This is a genomic window from Dokdonia sp. PRO95, from assembly GCF_000355805.1.
GTDB lineage: Bacteria > Bacteroidota > Bacteroidia > Flavobacteriales > Flavobacteriaceae > Dokdonia.
On sequence record NZ_CM001837.1, the window covers coordinates 133,018 to 149,375 of the forward strand.

General features: G+C 37.6%; 15 protein-coding genes. 4 read left to right on the plus strand and 11 right to left on the minus strand.

The window, feature by feature from the left end:
• Nucleotides 1–266: 266 nt before the first annotated feature.
• The 3 genes from ettA to pabB form a co-directional block, all read right to left on the minus strand.
• Entirely contained in the window at nucleotides 267–1,961 is a 1,695-nt protein-coding gene (ettA, locus tag D017_RS00540; RefSeq protein ID WP_035334073.1) for an energy-dependent translational throttle protein EttA, read from the minus strand.
• Nucleotides 1,962–2,098: 137 nt separating this feature from the next.
• Nucleotides 2,099–2,515 (minus strand): hypothetical protein, encoded by a 417-nt coding sequence (locus D017_RS00545; protein WP_035334074.1) that lies wholly within the window; start codon nucleotides 2,513–2,515, stop codon nucleotides 2,099–2,101.
• Nucleotides 2,516–2,535: 20 nt separating this feature from the next.
• Nucleotides 2,536–3,837 (minus strand): aminodeoxychorismate synthase component I, encoded by a 1,302-nt coding sequence (gene pabB / locus D017_RS00550; RefSeq protein ID WP_035334076.1) that lies wholly within the window; start codon nucleotides 3,835–3,837, stop codon nucleotides 2,536–2,538.
• A 127-nt stretch (nucleotides 3,838–3,964) separates the two neighbouring features.
• Here pabB and D017_RS00555 point away from each other — a divergent pair, with 127 nt between their 5' ends.
• Complete coding sequence (locus D017_RS00555) at nucleotides 3,965–5,575, plus strand: class I SAM-dependent methyltransferase (protein ID WP_035334077.1); 1,611 nt, start codon at nucleotides 3,965–3,967, stop codon at nucleotides 5,573–5,575.
• 21 nt (nucleotides 5,576–5,596) lie between these two features.
• The gene (locus D017_RS00560) at nucleotides 5,597–5,818 is read left to right on the plus strand and encodes a VF530 family protein (RefSeq protein WP_035334080.1); all 222 of its coding nucleotides are present in this window, start codon (nucleotides 5,597–5,599) and stop codon (nucleotides 5,816–5,818) included.
• A gap of 61 nt (nucleotides 5,819–5,879) precedes the next feature.
• On the opposite strand, the gene D017_RS00565 is transcribed toward D017_RS00560, so the two are convergent.
• From D017_RS00565 to ruvX, 5 genes are all read right to left on the minus strand, one after another.
• Nucleotides 5,880–7,334, minus strand: a complete 1,455-nt coding sequence (locus D017_RS00565; RefSeq protein ID WP_051583753.1) for a vWA domain-containing protein — start codon at nucleotides 7,332–7,334, stop codon at nucleotides 5,880–5,882.
• A gap of 255 nt (nucleotides 7,335–7,589) precedes the next feature.
• Nucleotides 7,590–8,363 carry a nucleoside triphosphate pyrophosphohydrolase gene (mazG, locus tag D017_RS00575; protein WP_035334083.1) on the minus strand — a complete coding sequence of 258 codons (774 nt, stop codon included), beginning with the start codon at nucleotides 8,361–8,363 and terminating at the stop codon, nucleotides 7,590–7,592.
• A 170-nt stretch (nucleotides 8,364–8,533) separates the two neighbouring features.
• The gene (locus D017_RS00580; protein WP_035334085.1) at nucleotides 8,534–8,959 is read right to left on the minus strand and encodes a DUF5606 domain-containing protein; all 426 of its coding nucleotides are present in this window, start codon (nucleotides 8,957–8,959) and stop codon (nucleotides 8,534–8,536) included.
• A 99-nt stretch (nucleotides 8,960–9,058) separates the two neighbouring features.
• Nucleotides 9,059–9,649 (minus strand): peptide deformylase, encoded by a 591-nt coding sequence (gene def / locus D017_RS00585; protein WP_035334086.1) that lies wholly within the window; start codon nucleotides 9,647–9,649, stop codon nucleotides 9,059–9,061.
• Nucleotides 9,650–9,651: 2 nt separating this feature from the next.
• Nucleotides 9,652–10,062 (minus strand): Holliday junction resolvase RuvX, encoded by a 411-nt coding sequence (gene ruvX, locus D017_RS00590; protein WP_035334087.1) that lies wholly within the window; start codon nucleotides 10,060–10,062, stop codon nucleotides 9,652–9,654.
• Nucleotides 10,063–10,373: 311 nt separating this feature from the next.
• On the opposite strand from ruvX, the gene D017_RS00595 reads away from it, so the two are divergent.
• Both D017_RS00595 and D017_RS00600 read left to right on the plus strand, forming a co-directional pair.
• Nucleotides 10,374–11,189, plus strand: coding sequence for a 2,3,4,5-tetrahydropyridine-2,6-dicarboxylate N-succinyltransferase (locus D017_RS00595; protein WP_035334088.1), 816 nt, complete (start codon nucleotides 10,374–10,376; stop codon nucleotides 11,187–11,189).
• A 1-nt stretch (nucleotide 11,190) separates the two neighbouring features.
• Entirely contained in the window at nucleotides 11,191–12,192 is a 1,002-nt protein-coding gene (locus tag D017_RS00600; RefSeq protein WP_035334089.1) for a Stealth CR1 domain-containing protein, read from the plus strand.
• A 79-nt stretch (nucleotides 12,193–12,271) separates the two neighbouring features.
• Here the strand turns inward: D017_RS00600 and D017_RS00605 are convergent, their stop codons facing one another.
• The 3 genes from D017_RS00605 to rpsA form a co-directional block, all read right to left on the minus strand.
• Nucleotides 12,272–13,099 carry a hypothetical protein gene (locus D017_RS00605; protein WP_035334090.1) on the minus strand — a complete coding sequence of 276 codons (828 nt, stop codon included), beginning with the start codon at nucleotides 13,097–13,099 and terminating at the stop codon, nucleotides 12,272–12,274.
• Nucleotides 13,100–13,122: 23 nt separating this feature from the next.
• The gene (locus D017_RS00610) at nucleotides 13,123–13,965 is read right to left on the minus strand and encodes a glycosyltransferase family 2 protein (RefSeq protein ID WP_035334091.1); all 843 of its coding nucleotides are present in this window, start codon (nucleotides 13,963–13,965) and stop codon (nucleotides 13,123–13,125) included.
• 202 nt (nucleotides 13,966–14,167) lie between these two features.
• Nucleotides 14,168–16,000: a 30S ribosomal protein S1 gene (gene rpsA / locus D017_RS00615; RefSeq protein WP_035334093.1), complete on the minus strand. Its 1,833-nt coding sequence runs from the start codon at nucleotides 15,998–16,000 to the stop codon at nucleotides 14,168–14,170.
• Between the last annotated feature and the right edge of the window lie 358 nt (nucleotides 16,001–16,358).

Genomic DNA, 16,358 nt, shown 5'->3' on the forward strand with positions numbered 1-16,358 from the left:
TTAAGTTAAGATAACTCTTACAAAAAATTAATATTCTCACACGCAACCTTTTACATAAATTTGCATCTATAGATTATAACTAACATTATCCCAAGATGCAAGTAGAAATAAAAAACAAACCTATTCTCATTGTTTCAATAATCGTTCTCTCATTATGTGCGTTGTTTTTCTTCTTTCTTTAAGAACTTAAAATAACTACCTAATTAAAATAAAAAAGCCCAATACTCTTTCGAGTATTGGGCTTTTTTGTTGCTAGCTGTGAGTACTTATGATCTCACTAGTTTTTTATACTTAATACGCTTAGGCATTAGATCTCCACCTAACCTCTTCTTCTTATTCTCTTCATATTCAGAGAATCCTCCCTCAAAGAAATATACCTGGCTATCTCCCTCAAACGCAAGAATGTGTGTACAGATACGATCTAAGAACCAACGGTCGTGACTAATTACTACGGCACATCCTGCAAAGTTCTCTAGTCCTTCTTCTAGCGCTCTTAATGTGTTTACATCAAGGTCGTTTGTAGGCTCATCCAGTAACAGTACATTTCCTTCTTCTCTTAGTGTCATAGCAAGGTGCAAACGGTTGCGCTCACCACCAGATAGTGTTGCCACTTTCTTATTTTGCTCACTTCCTGAGAAGTTAAATCTACTTAAATATGCTCTAGAATTTACTTCCTTCCCTCCCATCATGACAAGCTCTTGCTCGTCTGAGAAGTTCTGCCAGATGGTTTTATCTGGATCTATATTACTGTGACTCTGATCTACATATGCGATTTGAGCAGTATCTCCTACGGTAAAGTTTCCTTTATCTGGAGCTTCCTCACCCATAATCATCTTAAAGATAGTAGTCTTACCAGCTCCGTTAGGTCCTATCACTCCTACAATACCTGCTTGTGGTAAGTTAAAGTTTAAATCTTCATACAGTAATTTATCACCAAAAGCCTTACTTACTCCTGATGCCTCAATAACGTTAGTACCAAGACGTGGCCCGTTAGGTATATAGATTTCTACCTTTTCATCTACTTGCTTCTGGTCTTGACTCATCATCTTGTCATAGTTCTGTAGACGAGCTTTTTGTTTAGTCTGGCGACCTTTTGCTCCTTGACGTACCCACTCCAGCTCGCGCTCTAATGTTTTTTGACGTTTTGAAGCTGTTTTATGCTCTTGCGCCATGCGCTTAGATTTTTGATCTAACCAAGAAGAGTAGTTTCCTTTCCAAGGAATTCCCTCACCTCTATCTAGCTCAAGAATCCATCCTGCTACATTATCAAGGAAGTAACGGTCGTGCGTTACGGCAATCACCGTTCCTTTGTATTGCGCTAGGTGGTGCTCTAACCAGTGCACAGATTCTGCATCAAGGTGGTTAGTAGGTTCATCTAGTAATAACACGTCTGGCTCTTGTAATAACAATCTACATAATGCCACACGACGCTTTTCTCCACCAGAGAGCACACCTACTTTTTGATCTGCCGGAGGTGTACGTAGCGCATCCATCGCGATCTCTAGTTTTGTATCTAGCTCCCATGCTCCACGTGCATCTATCTCATCTTGTAAGACAGCCTGGCGAGCCATAAGCTTATCCATCTTATCTGCATCTGAGTATACCTCTTCTAGACCAAATGAATCATTAATCTTATTGTATTCATCAAGAATAGCAACCGTTTCGGCAGCTCCTTCTTTTACAATCTCAATTACGGTTTTTTCTGGATCTAGCTTAGGCTCTTGCTCAAGATACCCTACAGAAAATTCTTTATCTGAAGTTACATCACCTTGAAAGTTTGTATCTAATCCTGCGATGATTTTCATCAAGGTAGATTTACCAGAACCGTTAAGACCTAAGATTCCTATTTTTGCTCCGTAAAAGAAGCTTAGGTATATCTTTTTAAGTACAGGTGTCTGTGCTCCAGGAAACGTCTTTGAAACGCCCTGCATTGAAAAAATGATCTTTTTATCGTCGCTCATAATTTGGCTTTTGGCTCTAAGCTGTATGCTTTAAGCTAGTTGTTTTATTGTTAGTACGCTTTCGCGAAAGCGCACTAGGTATCATATCCTTTGTTGTAAAATAGGATTTTACGATGCAAAGGTAATTAGTTACTCAATCATCCCTTAGTATTAATTGGAATATTATGCTGTGTTAATTGTGTGAGCATTTCTGGGATATCTGCAGGCTCTAAGAATAAGTTCTTTATTTTCTTATTCTTCAACCTTAAAATCAGAGATCTATGTCCTGTAAAGGCTGTTTTATCTTGAACGTAAGCAATTTCTGAAAGGCTAATCTCTTTCTGCCATGAAACGCGAAAAATACTTGAAACACTCAATATTAAAAGTACGCCACCTAAAGACCCTGTTATAATAGTAAGTATATCAACATCAGTATTATTGAAACGTTTGTAAGCATATATTAAAAGAAATAACGAAGTAGATAAAGTACTAAAGAGCAATAATTCATCCATGCGCTTATCATTAATTGATATGCTTTCCTCTGTGAGCTTTATATTTTCTAATGTATTTGCCATAAGTAGTTTAAAGCACTAATTTACAAATCTCCTTCTAAAACTGCACGCATCGCTTTTGCTTTAAGCAAGCATTCTTCATACTCACTATCTGGGTCTGAGCCAGCAGTGATGGCTCCACCTACGGAGTATGAGATATATTCATTTTCTGCATTGTATAAAATACTACGTATTACGACATTAAAATCAAAATCGCCATCTGGCGTAAAGTAACCTACAGCGCCGCTATACAAGCCACGTTTTGACTCCTCTAGTGACTCAATAATTTGCATTGCTCGTAACTTTGGAGCTCCGGTCATGCTTCCCATTGGGAAGGTACTACGTATCACGTCTACCGGTGAGATCCCTAATCCTAGTTCTGAAGTTACGGTAGAGATCATTTGGTGCACCTGCTTAAATGGGTATACCTCACACAACTCCTCTACTACAACAGATCCTCTGCGGGCTGTGCGAGACAAGTCATTGCGCACCAGGTCTACAATCATTATGTTTTCTGAGCGTTCCTTTGAGTTTTGTTGTAACGCTTTCGCGAAAGCGGTATCCTCCTTTTCATCTACCCCACGTTTTGCTGTTCCTTTTATGGGCTGCGTGACAATCTTACTCCCTATTTTCTTAATATATCGCTCCGGAGATGCCGAAAGTAAGAACTGATCCTCAAGCTTGAGATAGGTGCCAAAAGGTGGCGAACTAATAGCATTAAGGCGTTTATAGATTTCTAATGGGTTTATAGTTCCCAGCGCATAAAACTCTTGGCACAGATTTGCTTCATAAATATCTCCCCGATAAATATGTTCTAACATGCTGCGCACTTTTTCCTTGTACGCTTCTTTATGGATCTTAAGTTTTATGGATAATGGCTGTGCTTTAAATTCGATTTCAGAAGACTGAGTTGCCAGTATCTCCTCGTAATCATCCTCCATCTCATCATCTACCATCCCTAGATATAACATCTCCAGTGTGTCTCCTTTGAGTAAGAACAATTTTTTAGGTTGGAAAAAATGTAGGTCGGCAAAGTCTAGCTTGTCGCTATTTTTTGAAGTAAGACGCTCTGTATCATTCTTAAGATCATAGCTTAAATAACCAAAAATCCAATCCTTAATTGTACTTTGATATTCCTCCAACTGGTCAAAAGCACCTTGATAATCTGTCTTTAAACTAGTAAAAGCGTCTACTGCTAAGATGGCTTCATACTCAGGATAATTCTGACGTTCATAGCTATTACTATCAAGCCAGATAACCTCTTCATATTGTTGAGACCACGATAATAACTGCTCTTTGAGCGTTGTTATATCACTAATAGAAATAATTTTTGAAGTACGATTCATCACTGTAAAAATACATAAGAATCTGTCGCAATTAAATTGATGTTAAAAAACAATTATTAAGTAATTTGCGCATAATCCTACCGACCAAGTAGACTTATAAAAATCTAACCACTAACACACTGATATTATGGTGTCAAAAACATTACAGACCACTTATAGAGAACGCCTTTTTAGACATCTGGATGGTATAGTAACAGCGCCATCTGCGTTTACACTCTATAAAAATGGAGTAACCGACTTTATTTTGCAAGAAAAGGAAGTGAGTCTAACTACTTTAAGCAACACTTTTACTGTAAACGAGGGCTACTTGAACGTAGCATTGCGTGTACTAGCATCACAGGGATGGATTGAGCAAGCTGTGAATAATGAGGATAATGAAGTGGTTTATAAGGTAAACGAATTATCGCCTATTGCATTTGCACTGTTTCCTCTATATGAAGATGTGACTGCACTGCAAAAGCTTTCTGAGAATTATCATTTTAGAAAATTTGAGGCAGCTCCATTTAAGAAACTCCAAAATATTTTTGAGAAATATAAAGAAGCCTATGGTCTCACCTTATCTTCAACTACCAAGGAGCGCGAAGTGCAAGAGCAAATACTTGCACATATAGAAGGAACTATCTTAGGCCCAACGCTTGTGCACTTATCAATGAATGGTGCCTTTCATAAATATTTTATGCAAGCCAGCTTTAAGCCTGAGGAGTTTCATGCAGATGGACAAAACTTTAAAAAGCTGCTAGATATGCTCTCCTATTTTGAACTTTTTAATAAAAAAGGACAGACCTACCAGTTTACAGACAAAGGACTATTTTTTGCAAAAAGAGCAAGCTCTTACGGAGTAACCGTATCTTACATACCTACCCTACGTAAACTTGATGATCTTATTTTTGGCGATGCATTGAGTGCAAAACACCATGGCGATGGAAACCAAGAAGGCCATGTAGATAGAGCTATGAATGTCTGGGGAAGTGGTGGTGCACATGCCACTTATTTTAAAGTGGTAGATACTATTATACTTGATATTTTCAATAAACCTCTAGACGAGCAACCTAAAGGGATATTAGATATGGGCTGTGGTAATGGTGCATTTTTAATTCACCTTTATAACCTCATCGAGCGTCACACTTTACGTGGTAAGCATCTAGATGAATACCCACTCATCCTTGTAGGAGCAGATTACAACCAAGCCGCCATAGACATTACTAAGCAAAACGTAATACAATCTGAAATCTGGGCAAAAGTAATGTGGGGAGATATAGGTGATCCAGAAAGACTAGCGACAGATTTAAAAGAAGAGTACGATATAACACTAGGAGATCTTCTCAATGTACGTTCTTTCTTAGATCACAATCGTGTTTGGAAAGCACCAGAGAAAAAGCTTGAGCATGCAAGTAGATCAACAGGCGCATTTTCATATGAAGGAAAACGACTATCTAACAATGATGTGGAGGCGTCTCTTGCGGATCACTTTAGTAAGTGGTCACCTTATGTAGGAAAACATGGATTACTGCTTATAGAATTACACAGTATCCCACCAGCGGTTGCTGCTCGTAATATAGGGCGTACTGCAGTTACAGCTTATGACGCTACACATGGATATTCTGATCAATATATTGTAGAAGTGCCAGTCTTTCATGATACACTTGCCGCTATTGGAATGAAAAGAGATGAAACCTTGAGTGCTAAGTTTCCAAATACAGAAGCAGCTACGGTAACGGTAAATCTTTTTAGACAATAGTTTCTTTTATCTTTGCAGCCTATGGAAGAGAAAAAAGCACAACCTAACAATCCGCTGCACGGTGTGAAGCTTGCAGATATACTTGAATTTCTAGTTGAAAAATATGGCTGGAAGGAAATGAGCTTACAGGTAGATATCAATTGCTTTAAAAAAGATCCTTCCATAAAATCTAGCTTAAAGTTTTTAAGAAGAACTCCATGGGCAAGGGAGAAAGTGGAGTATTTATACCTACAGTCTATATAAAGAAATAGCGCACTACTTTATATAGTGCGCTATTAATCATCCACAAAAAAAAACACTACTCTTAAACAGTAGTTTGCACACCTGCATACTGCTCTATTAATCGTACCATTAAATCATTAAGTTTTTCTACTTTAAAACTTTCTGTAGTGGCTTCTATGTGATCATTTCCTATACCACTATCATCAGTTAAGAACACATATGTTCCATTAGTTGACACACTAAAAGACCTCATTAAAAACTCTACTTCTTTATTTGCTCCACTGGCAACTACTGGAATAATTTTTATACCCTGCTCTTTTGCTTTTGCAATTTGACTTTTAATCATGGCAACGTTTTCTTGATTAAAATGAGGCGGAGCATCTAGCATCAAAAAGAGTATCCTAGCCTTTGCTTTCTCGTTCCATGACTGTGACAATGATACCTTAAGCGCCTCCTCTACTGCTTCTTCATAATCTCCACCTCCAGCTGCATGCTGCGACGAAAGGAAGTCTTTTACTTCATTTACATCGCTGCTAAAATCTATTGTACGAGTTACATAATCATCACCATGGTCTCTGTACACCGTAAGCGCTACTCTCTTTTGTTCAACACTCGTATCTATCCTATTCATTATATTTTTGAGTTCTGACTTGAGATATGCAATCTCATCACCCATGGAACCTGTAGCATCAACTGCAAATAATATATCGATAGCATTACTAGCTTGATGTTCATGAATTGTAAAAGAGACTTGTTTCTGATTTCTAGAGATTTTCTTTCCTTCTATCTCACCACTGTAATACAGTTGCACTAGATAAGTATCAGTTGGACTATATTTTCCTTTAAACAGCATACTCATTCCTGATGTATCTGTCATTCCTTTCATCAAGAGGTTATTATTTTTATAAAGAGCAACACCTACGTTTGCTACTGGCAGTCCGCTGTTATCCGTTACTTGTATATCAGTTCTACCATCATGATTAAATCCCCACTTCATTGCAATTTCCTTTGCTTCTCCGGAGTTGTAGATTTTCACAAACTCAGCGTATTTCTCTACATCATTTATTTCACCAGCTGTTAGTTGGCCATACGCAGGATCATTCTGAGAAATTCCAGAAGAAGGTTTGCCATCCGTAATATGTATTCCAGCAACTTTCCCTTCAAGTTTTGAAGAAACGGTAGAAACAGCATATCCTAATGCTTTCTTCTCTCTTCTTACACCCATGGCTGTAACCACGACTTCATCTAACTCACTACTGTATTCTAAAATGACATTTATAGTAGTCTGAGAATTAACAGGAATCTCTTTTGAATTATAGCCAACGTAGGTAAAGACTAATGTATCTGTAGCAGCAGCTTTAATCTCGTAGTTCCCATTAAAGTCGGACACAGCGCCTATCTCACTGTTTTTTACGAGAACATTAGCTCCTGGAAGAGGTTCGCCATCATTTGATACGTTTCCTGAAATAATTATTTCTTGTGCTTGTACTCCTAGTATAAAAAGGAGCAGCATTATGAATGTGCTAAGTGTTTTCATATCCTTTGGTTTTTAATTATGAGGTGAAATTAGAGTAGACACCACCTTTTAAAAACCTAGATTGAGGGAACAGGATGTTTGAGTGAGGGAAGTAACCCTTAAGTTGAAGTTGAAGTTGAAGTTGAAGTTGAAGTTGAAGTTGAAGTTGAAGTTGAAGTTGAAGTTGAAGTTGAAGTTGAATATTAATTAAAATTCCTTCCGGAAACATAATACACCAAACTCAAAAAGAAATGTAAACACATTGCTATAAACCAATTACAACTTCTTAGCCTCCTCCCAAAAAGCGTCCATTTCGGCAAGCGTCATGTCTGAAAGGTCTTTATTAAGTTCTTTGGCCTTACCTTCTAAGTACTGAAAGCGTTTTATAAATTTCTTATTGGTGCGCTCTAGTGCGCTTTCTGGATCTACTTTTAAGAAGCGGGCGTAGTTAATCATTGAAAAGAGTACATCACCTAACTCGGCTTCAATCTTTTCTTGATTGTTTTCATTTACTTCGTGCTGTAGCTCCTCAAGTTCTTCTTGCACTTTTTCAAAAACCTGCTGTGGTTCTTCCCAGTCAAAACCTACACCTGCTACTTTATCTTGAATTCGGCTAGCTTTTACTAGTGCGGGTAATCCCTTTGGCACACCTTCTAGTACAGACTTCTTACCTTCTTTAAGCTTAAGCTTTTCCCAGTTGCGCTCCACCTCTTTTGCGTCGGCAACATCTATATCTCCATAAATATGAGGATGGCGAGAAATAAGTTTATCTGAAATACTGTTTGCAACATCTGCGATATCAAAGTCCTTGGTCTCGCTTCCTATTTTGGCATAGAATACAATGTGTAATAAGAGATCTCCAAGCTCCTTTTTTACTTCTTCTAGATCATTATCTAGTATGGCGTCGCCTAGCTCATAAGTCTCCTCTATGGTAAGATGGCGCAGGCTCTCCATCGTTTGTTTTTTATCCCAAGGACAACCTACGCGTAGCTCATCCATTATGGTTAGTAATCTATCAAAGGCTTGTAATTGTGTTTCTCTTGTATTCATCATCCCTTGTGTAAGTGTAGCGGCAACTATTTGCTGTTGTCACCTCTATTCAGTGTTATTTACAGTATTCTGGTTTGGCACATTTTCGCGAAAGCGTAACCACCATTAAAACTAAAAAAGCCTTTACACATAAACTGTAAAGGCTTTTTAATATTATAAAAAGTTATGCACTATTCCTCTTCTTCGCTTGCTGCTGCAGGAGCTGCTGGCGCTTCAAAATTGAGCATATCTTTTGCTTGTAAGATGTTGTACCACTGTACTACCTTTTTGATGTCACTAGCATACACACGATCCTCATCATAATCTGGAACTACGTTAAAGAAAAACTCTTCAAGTTCATCTTTTGACACTTTATGATTAATAGTAGGTGCTCCGTTTTCTTTATCTTTTATAGCTTGTAATACCTCTCTCAGTGGCTTTTCTTCACTTAGGGTATAGATAGCAATTTCTGAAAGTACACTTACATTATGACGAATACCTACAGTAATTCTCTTACCATCTACAAGAGATTCTGCCACAAAACCACTACGTGTTTGCTTCTTTAACTCATATATTCCAGGCTTTCCAGCGATTGCAATTACTTTATCTAAACTCATATGTTATTAAAATTGGGTGGCAAAGATGCACTTTGCGATACTTATTTACAAATTTTGTTTGCAAGGATTTGTTAATCTTCACAGAAGACCTTGAGAATACTAGCGTTTTTTTGATGCAGCCGGAAAACGCATACGATATTCTGCACTGCACTTCCCTTTTGAGATATTTGCGAGCTTCCCTTTTATTAAGCGTTTTTTAAGACTAGAGAGTTTATCTGTAAAAAGTATACCATCTATGTGGTCATACTCGTGCTGTATCACACGTGCTATAAGACCATCATAAGTCTCTGTATGCTCTTTAAAGTTTTCGTCTTGATACTTGATGGTTACCGTAGGCTTTCTAAAAACATCTTCGTTTATACCAGGTATGCTCAGGCACCCTTCAGAAAAAGCCCACTCCTCGCCTTCTTCTTCTAGAATCTCTGCATTGATAAAGGTTTTCTTAAAGCTAGATAGCTGCTTTTGCTCCTCTGCTGTAAAGCTCTCATCATCTGCAAATGGTGTTGTATCTACAAGAAAGATGCGTATAGGTAATCCCACTTGTGGTGCTGCAAGGCCTACGCCGTGCGCTCCATACATTGTCTCATACATATTCTCAAGGAGCTCACTAAGATTAGGATACTCTGGAGTAATGTCTTTTGCCTTTTTCTTAAGCACGGGACTTCCGTATGCTACTATAGGTAATATCATATCTATTTATTATACAGGTAATCCTGCAGTATAATGGTTGCACTTATTTGATCTACAAGTGCTTTGTTTTGTCTTTTCTTTTTACCGATGCCGCTATCTAGCATAGTCTGGAAAGCCATCTTTGAGGTAAAACGTTCATCTTGCCTAATGATTTCAAGCTCGGGATGTTTTTTTTCTACGCTTTCGCGAAAGCGTACAATATCTACCTCTACATCACTCGCCTCATTATTCATGCGCTTAGGCTCACCTATCACCATAGCCTCCACTTTCTCTTCTGAAAGATATTTCTTTAAAAATGTAAAGATATCCTTAGTATCAACAGTTGTAAGACCAGAAGCGATCATTTGCAACTCATCTGTCACTGCAATACCAGTGCGCTTTGTTCCATAATCTATTGCAATGATGCGTGCCATCTATAAAATTTGGTGCAAAAATAAGGAAAAACGAGCTATAAGATTGCTCGTCGTAGCGGCTTTCGTTGTTACTTCACTTTATCAATATAAAAAATCCACACTCAATGAACTTATATTTGAAGAAGTAAGTGAGCTTCTCTAGCAGGCTAAGGTTTATACCGTTGTTTTATATATAACAACAAACTGCAAACTTGTTTCCTTTTTGACACCTTGGTAATTGTTAAAAAAGCAATTGAAACTTTATCTTTGAACTCCGTTAATGACTACTGAGAGACTTATTAATATCTCTCTCGGCGTTTAAAAATTATCAAATGACACAACTTAGAAATATCATCGAAGAGGCGTGGGAAGATCGCTCACACCTTACAAATCCAGTTACTATTAATGCAATACGAGAAGTAGTAGACATGCTAGACCGCGGTACACTACGCGTAGCAGAACCTACTGACGACGGATGGCAAGTAAATGAATGGGTGAAAAAAGCCGTTGTACTTTATTTTCCCATCCAAAAAATGGAAACACTTGAGGCTGGTATTTTTGAGTATCATGACAAAATTCCATTAAAAAAGGACTTTGCAAATCGTGGTATTCGCGTAGTGCCTAATGCAGTGGCACGTCACGGAGCTTATATCTCTAAAGGCGTAATCCTTATGCCAAGTTATGTAAACATAGGAGCTTATGTAGATGAGGGAACTATGGTGGATACATGGGCAACCGTAGGAAGTTGTGCGCAAATAGGTAAAAACGTACACCTAAGTGGTGGTGTAGGTATAGGTGGTGTTTTAGAACCACTACAAGCATCTCCAGTTATCATAGAAGATGGTGCTTTTATAGGATCTAGATGTATCGTAGTAGAAGGTGTACACGTTGAGAAAGAAGCTGTTTTAGGAGCAAACGTAGTACTTACTATGAGCACAAAGATTATAGATGTAACAGGTGATGAGCCTGTAGAAATGAAAGGACGTGTACCTGCAAGATCTGTAGTAATACCTGGAAGTTACACTAAGAAATTTGCTGCAGGAGAGTACCAAGTTCCTTGTGCATTAATCATAGGGAAACGTAAAGAAAGTACTAACAAAAAGACATCACTTAACGATGCCTTAAGAGAGTATGACGTAGCGGTATAATATGACAACGGAGCAGACTAATGATATTCAAATAGATGCAGTTATTACATGGGTTAATGGTGATGACTTAACATGGCAGCACAAAATCAACACCTATCTTGCTACTAAGATTGATTTCTCTAAAAAAGCAGAAAGCACTCGCTATAATGCGATAGGCGAAGTGCAGATTGCAATAGCATCGATTATCAAGTTTGCTCCGTTTATAAAAAACATATACCTAGTTACCGACAACCAAGTACCACAAGGCTTTGACAGACTATGTACAAAGGCCCAAGAACATGGAGTTAACCTAGAAATTATAGATCATACGGTAATTTTTAGAGGCTACGAGGAGTCTTTACCGAGCTTTAACTCTATCTCTATAGAAGTTATGCTCTATAGAATCCCAAACCTGTCTGAGCACTTTATAGTTTTTAATGATGATTTTTTCCTAATGAGAGCTACCGCTCCCGAAGATTTTTTTATCAATGGAATGCCCGTATTGCGCGGCTCATGGGAAAAATTTAATGAAGACAGAACACTTAGAGTTTACTTTCAGAAGCTACTCAAGCTTATAGGGAAAGCACCAGACCCTAATAGAACAAGCTTTAAAAGACTACAGCAACAAAGCGCTATGCTAGCTGGCACAAAGAAGTATGTGAGAAGATATCACACCCCTATGAGTGTAAGAAAATCTACGCTAGTTGATTATTTTAACGAACATGAGGACTTGCTCAAAAAGAATATTTCATTTAGGTTCCGCGATAAGAGTCAGTTTTTACTGTCTTCCCTATCTGAGCATCTCGAAATTAAAAAGGGAACCTTTCACTACTCAAAAGACACGCGACTAACTTATTTCAGATCTTACAAGAAACCTTCAAGTGTAAAAAAGAAGTTGGCTCAATTTATAGAAGATCCATCTAAAATATTTGTAACCTTCCAGAGCTTAGAAAGAGCAGATCCTGCTTTACTTGCACATATTAAAAACTGGATATCTAGTAGACTAGATCAAGATCTCAGCTAGAAAATTATTTTTTGATAGATAAATGCTACTTTCCATGCAAAGTCATGGAGAGACAAATCCATGATTCACAAAAAGATCCCTACATTTCTTTTAAGTCTATATTAAAATGTAACGCTAGGTTTTCCCACTGCACTCTATTGCGGTCCTCATTAACGTTTGTTTTTTTAAGGGCCACTTTTTGACTACCTACAAGTGGTATAGGGTCTTCCACAGTATATGGTGCAAATCGAGATAATGTCCCATTTAAAAGCGCCATTGTTTTAAACCACAGATCATCACTTTTGGGAGATAATTCTTGAAAAAGATCTACATTTAAAACTTGTTTATTAAGAGACCCTACAGGATATAAAACTCCACATACTCCCACAGGCATCATTGTCATATCTTCAATGGCAGCAGATGTTACATGTTTCCATTGTTTATAAGGAAGGACTTCTCCTTGTTCATTGTATGATATACTCCTTACTCTATTTGCAATAATATCCTTTGGATATTCTAGGTGGGACTTATACAATTGCCCTAATAAATTAGGATGGTACATCACATCATCATCAACGGTCACGATTATGCTATCAGGAAAAAGCTCTAAAGAATGGATAAGCTTACGGTGAGAAAAAGTATAGGGCGAGTATCTTATCTCAAACACATCACCTTCTAACGCTTTGAGTCCTGCTGGCACAGCACTTTCTAAGTCTTCGTTAAGCCAAAGAATAATTTTATCTGGTTGAGGATTTGCAGAAAGTAGACTCCTCACTGTATATTGAACAAGCTTAAGACGAGAAGGAATTGTGGTAAGTGACACAATCAATGGCACCGTATTCTTGTTTCTTGACTTAATCTTACTAACAGATTTGTTTTTTAACGCAAAACTTTTAAGTATGGATGGAAAATATTCTTTTAACTTCATAATTCAATAAAAATAGCGGCTATCTAAATAGTAACATCATGATTTTTATCGATACCATGAATTGCGTAAGTCACTTTATTGTCACGAGTATTTTTTCTAATCGCCGCATTTTTGTCAAGAGTTTCTTGTGTCTTGTATCCTCTTGCGTGATCTAAATGAACACAAATTGCAGTATAACGTATCTGAATAGATTTTATGCCAGAATTCATCAAGCGCTCGCCAAGCTCCCTATCTTGTCCTCCGTACTGCATGCGCTCATCAAAACCATTTACCCTCACAATATCTTCTTTCCAACCGCTAGCGTTGTGACCATTCCAACTAGCATTTGTAGGAGTAAGAAAATTTAGGGCTCTTGAAGTAAATTTGCCAGCCGTGAGTTTTTTATTTTTAAATGAAGATTTTAAACCACGCTCTTTTAACCAGTTTACATCAAAACAATTTTGATTCTGGATATCTGCATAATTTATTGAATTTGATATATCTAAAGGAAGTTTGAAATAACCTCCCGAAAGAAAATAACCTTTCCTTCTATGTTTTATATGCTCTTCAACAAAGTTATTTTTTGGTATACAATCACCATCACTCATTAATATGTAATCCGAGTTACAGGCAACTATGGCTTTATTGAGAATACGTGATTTTTGAAAACCTTCATCTTCCTGCCATACATGTATAATAGGAACTGGAAAATCTTTTGAAAAATCTTCTAAAAGCTTTTTTGTCTGTGGTCCAGATCCATCATCTGCTATAACAATTTCAAAATCGAAGGTCGTTTGAAATTGATATCCCCAAAGTGTTTTTTCTAACCAATCAACAGCATTATACGTGCTTAATATTACGGAAACTGATGGCTTAAGTGATTTCATAGGCAGGAGACAAAACTAGCTAATTATTCATAAAATAGCTAGCATATTTAGTACAATAGAACAACGTACACCATAACACAAAGCATTCACCGTATTCCTAAGTGATGATGCCCATTTTAATCAATATATTATTCATAGGAAAGCAAAAAAAAACCTCTCAGTTTCCTGAGAGGCTTTTAGTATAAGAACTAGATGGTGAGAATTACTCTCCTCCTTCCATTTTCTTTTTAAGAGCTGCAAGAGCATCGTTTGCATCACCTAAAGTAGGCTTAGACTCATCTGCTTGAGTTTTAGCTTTCTTAGCTTGTTGCTTAACGATCTTAGCTTCTTCTTCTTTATGGATAACCATATGTGAAGCAACTACACGCTTGAAGTCTTTGTTGAATTCAATAATTTGGAATTCTGCCTCTTCTCCTTTTCCTAATTTAGTTCCGTCTTCTTTTTCAAGGTGACGAGTAGGAACAAATGCAGTAATATCCTCGTTAAAATCGATAGTAGCTCCTTTGTCTACAATCTCTGTGATTGCAGCTTTGTGAGTAGTACCCATTTTGAACTCATCCTCGTACTTATCCCAAGGATTTGCTTCGATTTGTTTGTGACCTAAAGATAATTTACGTCCATCTACGTCAAGCTCAAGAACCACTACTTCTAGTTTATCTCCTACCTCACAGAATTCTGATGGGTGCTTCACTTTCTTAGTCCAAGAAAGATCTGAGATGTAAATTAATCCATCAATACCTTCTTCTAGTTCTAAGAACACACCGAAGTTTGTAAAGTTACGCACGATACCTTCGTGACGTGAACCTACAGGGTATTTAGAAGTAATATCTGTCCATGGATCTTGCGTTAATTGCTTGATACCAAGGCTCATCTTACGATCTTCACGATCTAAAGTAAGAATTTGAGCATCTACTACGTCTCCTACTTTTACAAAGTCTTGAGCGCTACGTAAGTGCGTAGACCATGACATTTCTGATACGTGAATAAGACCTTCTACTCCTTCTTCTACTTCGATAAATGCACCGTAATCTGCGATTACAACTACTTTACCTTTTACGTTATCACCTACTTTAAGCTCTTCTCCTAAAGCTTCCCATGGGTGCTTAGAAAGTTGCTTAAGACCTAACTGGATACGTGTTTTATCCTCATCAAAGTCAAGGATTACAACATTCAGTTTCTGATCAAGCTCAACGATTTCGTTCGGGTGGTTGATACGTGACCAAGAAAGGTCTGTAATGTGTACCAGTCCATCAACACCTCCAAGATCAACAAATACACCGTAAGAAGTAATGTTTTTAACAACACCTTCAAGTACTTGTCCTTTTTCAAGCTGCCCGATGATCTCCTTCTTCTGCTCTTCGATATCTGCTTCGATAAGCGCTTTGTGAGATACGACAACGTTTTTAAACTCGTGGTTGATTTTTACAACCTTGAATTCCATTGTTTTGTTTACATACTGATCGTAATCACGTATAGGCTTCACATCAATTTGTGATCCTGGTAAGAATGCTTCGATACCGAAAACATCTACGATCATACCTCCTTTAGTACGAGCTTTTACAAATCCGTTTACGATAGTTCCCTCATCGTGTGCAGCGTTAACGCGATCCCAAGCCTTGATAACACGTGCCTTACGGTGTGATAATATCAATTGCCCAGTTGCATCCTCACGTACGTCGATAAGTACTTCTACTTTATCACCTACTTTAAGGTCTGGATTGTAACGGAACTCGTTAAGAGAGATTACTCCTTCAGACTTAGCGTTAATGTCAATGATTGCATCACGATCAGTAAGTGTAATTACTGTTCCTTCTACAACATCGTCATCAAGTGTATCTACAAAGTTACTTGCTACAAGCGCTTCAAATTCTTCAAGTTGCTTGTCATCTACAGTATCGATTCCTTCTTCGTACTTCTCCCAGTTAAAGTCTTTAAGAAATTGTTCTGGGTTTTCTTGAGCTGGAGTTAGCTCAACTTTTGGTGCTGCTACTGCAGCTTCTTCCTGAACTTCAGGATTTTTTGTTTCTTCAGCCATTTGCTAAAATTTACATCTACCTAAAAACAAGCGTTTTATAGACAGATGGGTTTTGTATTTTACGTTTCTGCGAAAGCTTCATAAACCTAGAAACCGTAAAAGGGTTTGTTTTATTTTTTAAATACCTCAATGGCAGCTTTCTAAAGGTGGCCAAAAAGGAGTGCAAAAATACACCCTTTATCTTTATTTACAAAGGGGTTGTGAGATAAAAAAGCGTCTCCATAATTATCCTCCATTCCTAGAAGAACAAACTTACTCTTCTAAGGCTATTAAACCCACTAATTACAAAGATTAAAGCCATATGCCTAAGCTTATTACACACAAGATCTTGTCGTAAATTTTACAAAAAAATAACAAG

Bases quoted from the DNA above. Each gene is read 5' to 3' on its own strand.
- ruvX (WP_035334087.1), bottom strand. From the start codon at position 10,062: ATGGCACGCATCATTGCAATAGATTATGGAACAAAGCGCACTGGTATT.
- rpsA (WP_035334093.1), bottom strand. From the start codon at position 16,000: ATGGCTGAAGAAACAAAAAATCCTGAAGTTCAGGAAGAAGCTGCAGTA.
- D017_RS00595 (WP_035334088.1), top strand. From the start codon at position 10,374: ATGACACAACTTAGAAATATCATCGAAGAGGCGTGGGAAGATCGCTCA.
- D017_RS00545 (WP_035334074.1), bottom strand. From the start codon at position 2,515: ATGGCAAATACATTAGAAAATATAAAGCTCACAGAGGAAAGCATATCA.
- D017_RS00600 (WP_035334089.1), top strand. From the start codon at position 11,191: ATGACAACGGAGCAGACTAATGATATTCAAATAGATGCAGTTATTACA.
- D017_RS00560 (WP_035334080.1), top strand. From the start codon at position 5,597: ATGGAAGAGAAAAAAGCACAACCTAACAATCCGCTGCACGGTGTGAAG.
- def (WP_035334086.1), bottom strand. From the start codon at position 9,649: ATGATATTACCTATAGTAGCATACGGAAGTCCCGTGCTTAAGAAAAAG.
- mazG (WP_035334083.1), bottom strand. From the start codon at position 8,363: ATGAATACAAGAGAAACACAATTACAAGCCTTTGATAGATTACTAACC.
- pabB (WP_035334076.1), bottom strand. From the start codon at position 3,837: ATGAATCGTACTTCAAAAATTATTTCTATTAGTGATATAACAACGCTC.
- D017_RS00555 (WP_035334077.1), top strand. From the start codon at position 3,965: ATGGTGTCAAAAACATTACAGACCACTTATAGAGAACGCCTTTTTAGA.
- D017_RS00580 (WP_035334085.1), bottom strand. From the start codon at position 8,959: ATGAGTTTAGATAAAGTAATTGCAATCGCTGGAAAGCCTGGAATATAT.
- D017_RS00605 (WP_035334090.1), bottom strand. From the start codon at position 13,099: ATGAAGTTAAAAGAATATTTTCCATCCATACTTAAAAGTTTTGCGTTA.
- ettA (WP_035334073.1), bottom strand. From the start codon at position 1,961: ATGAGCGACGATAAAAAGATCATTTTTTCAATGCAGGGCGTTTCAAAG.
- D017_RS00610 (WP_035334091.1), bottom strand. From the start codon at position 13,965: ATGAAATCACTTAAGCCATCAGTTTCCGTAATATTAAGCACGTATAAT.
- D017_RS00565 (WP_051583753.1), bottom strand. From the start codon at position 7,334: ATGAAAACACTTAGCACATTCATAATGCTGCTCCTTTTTATACTAGGA.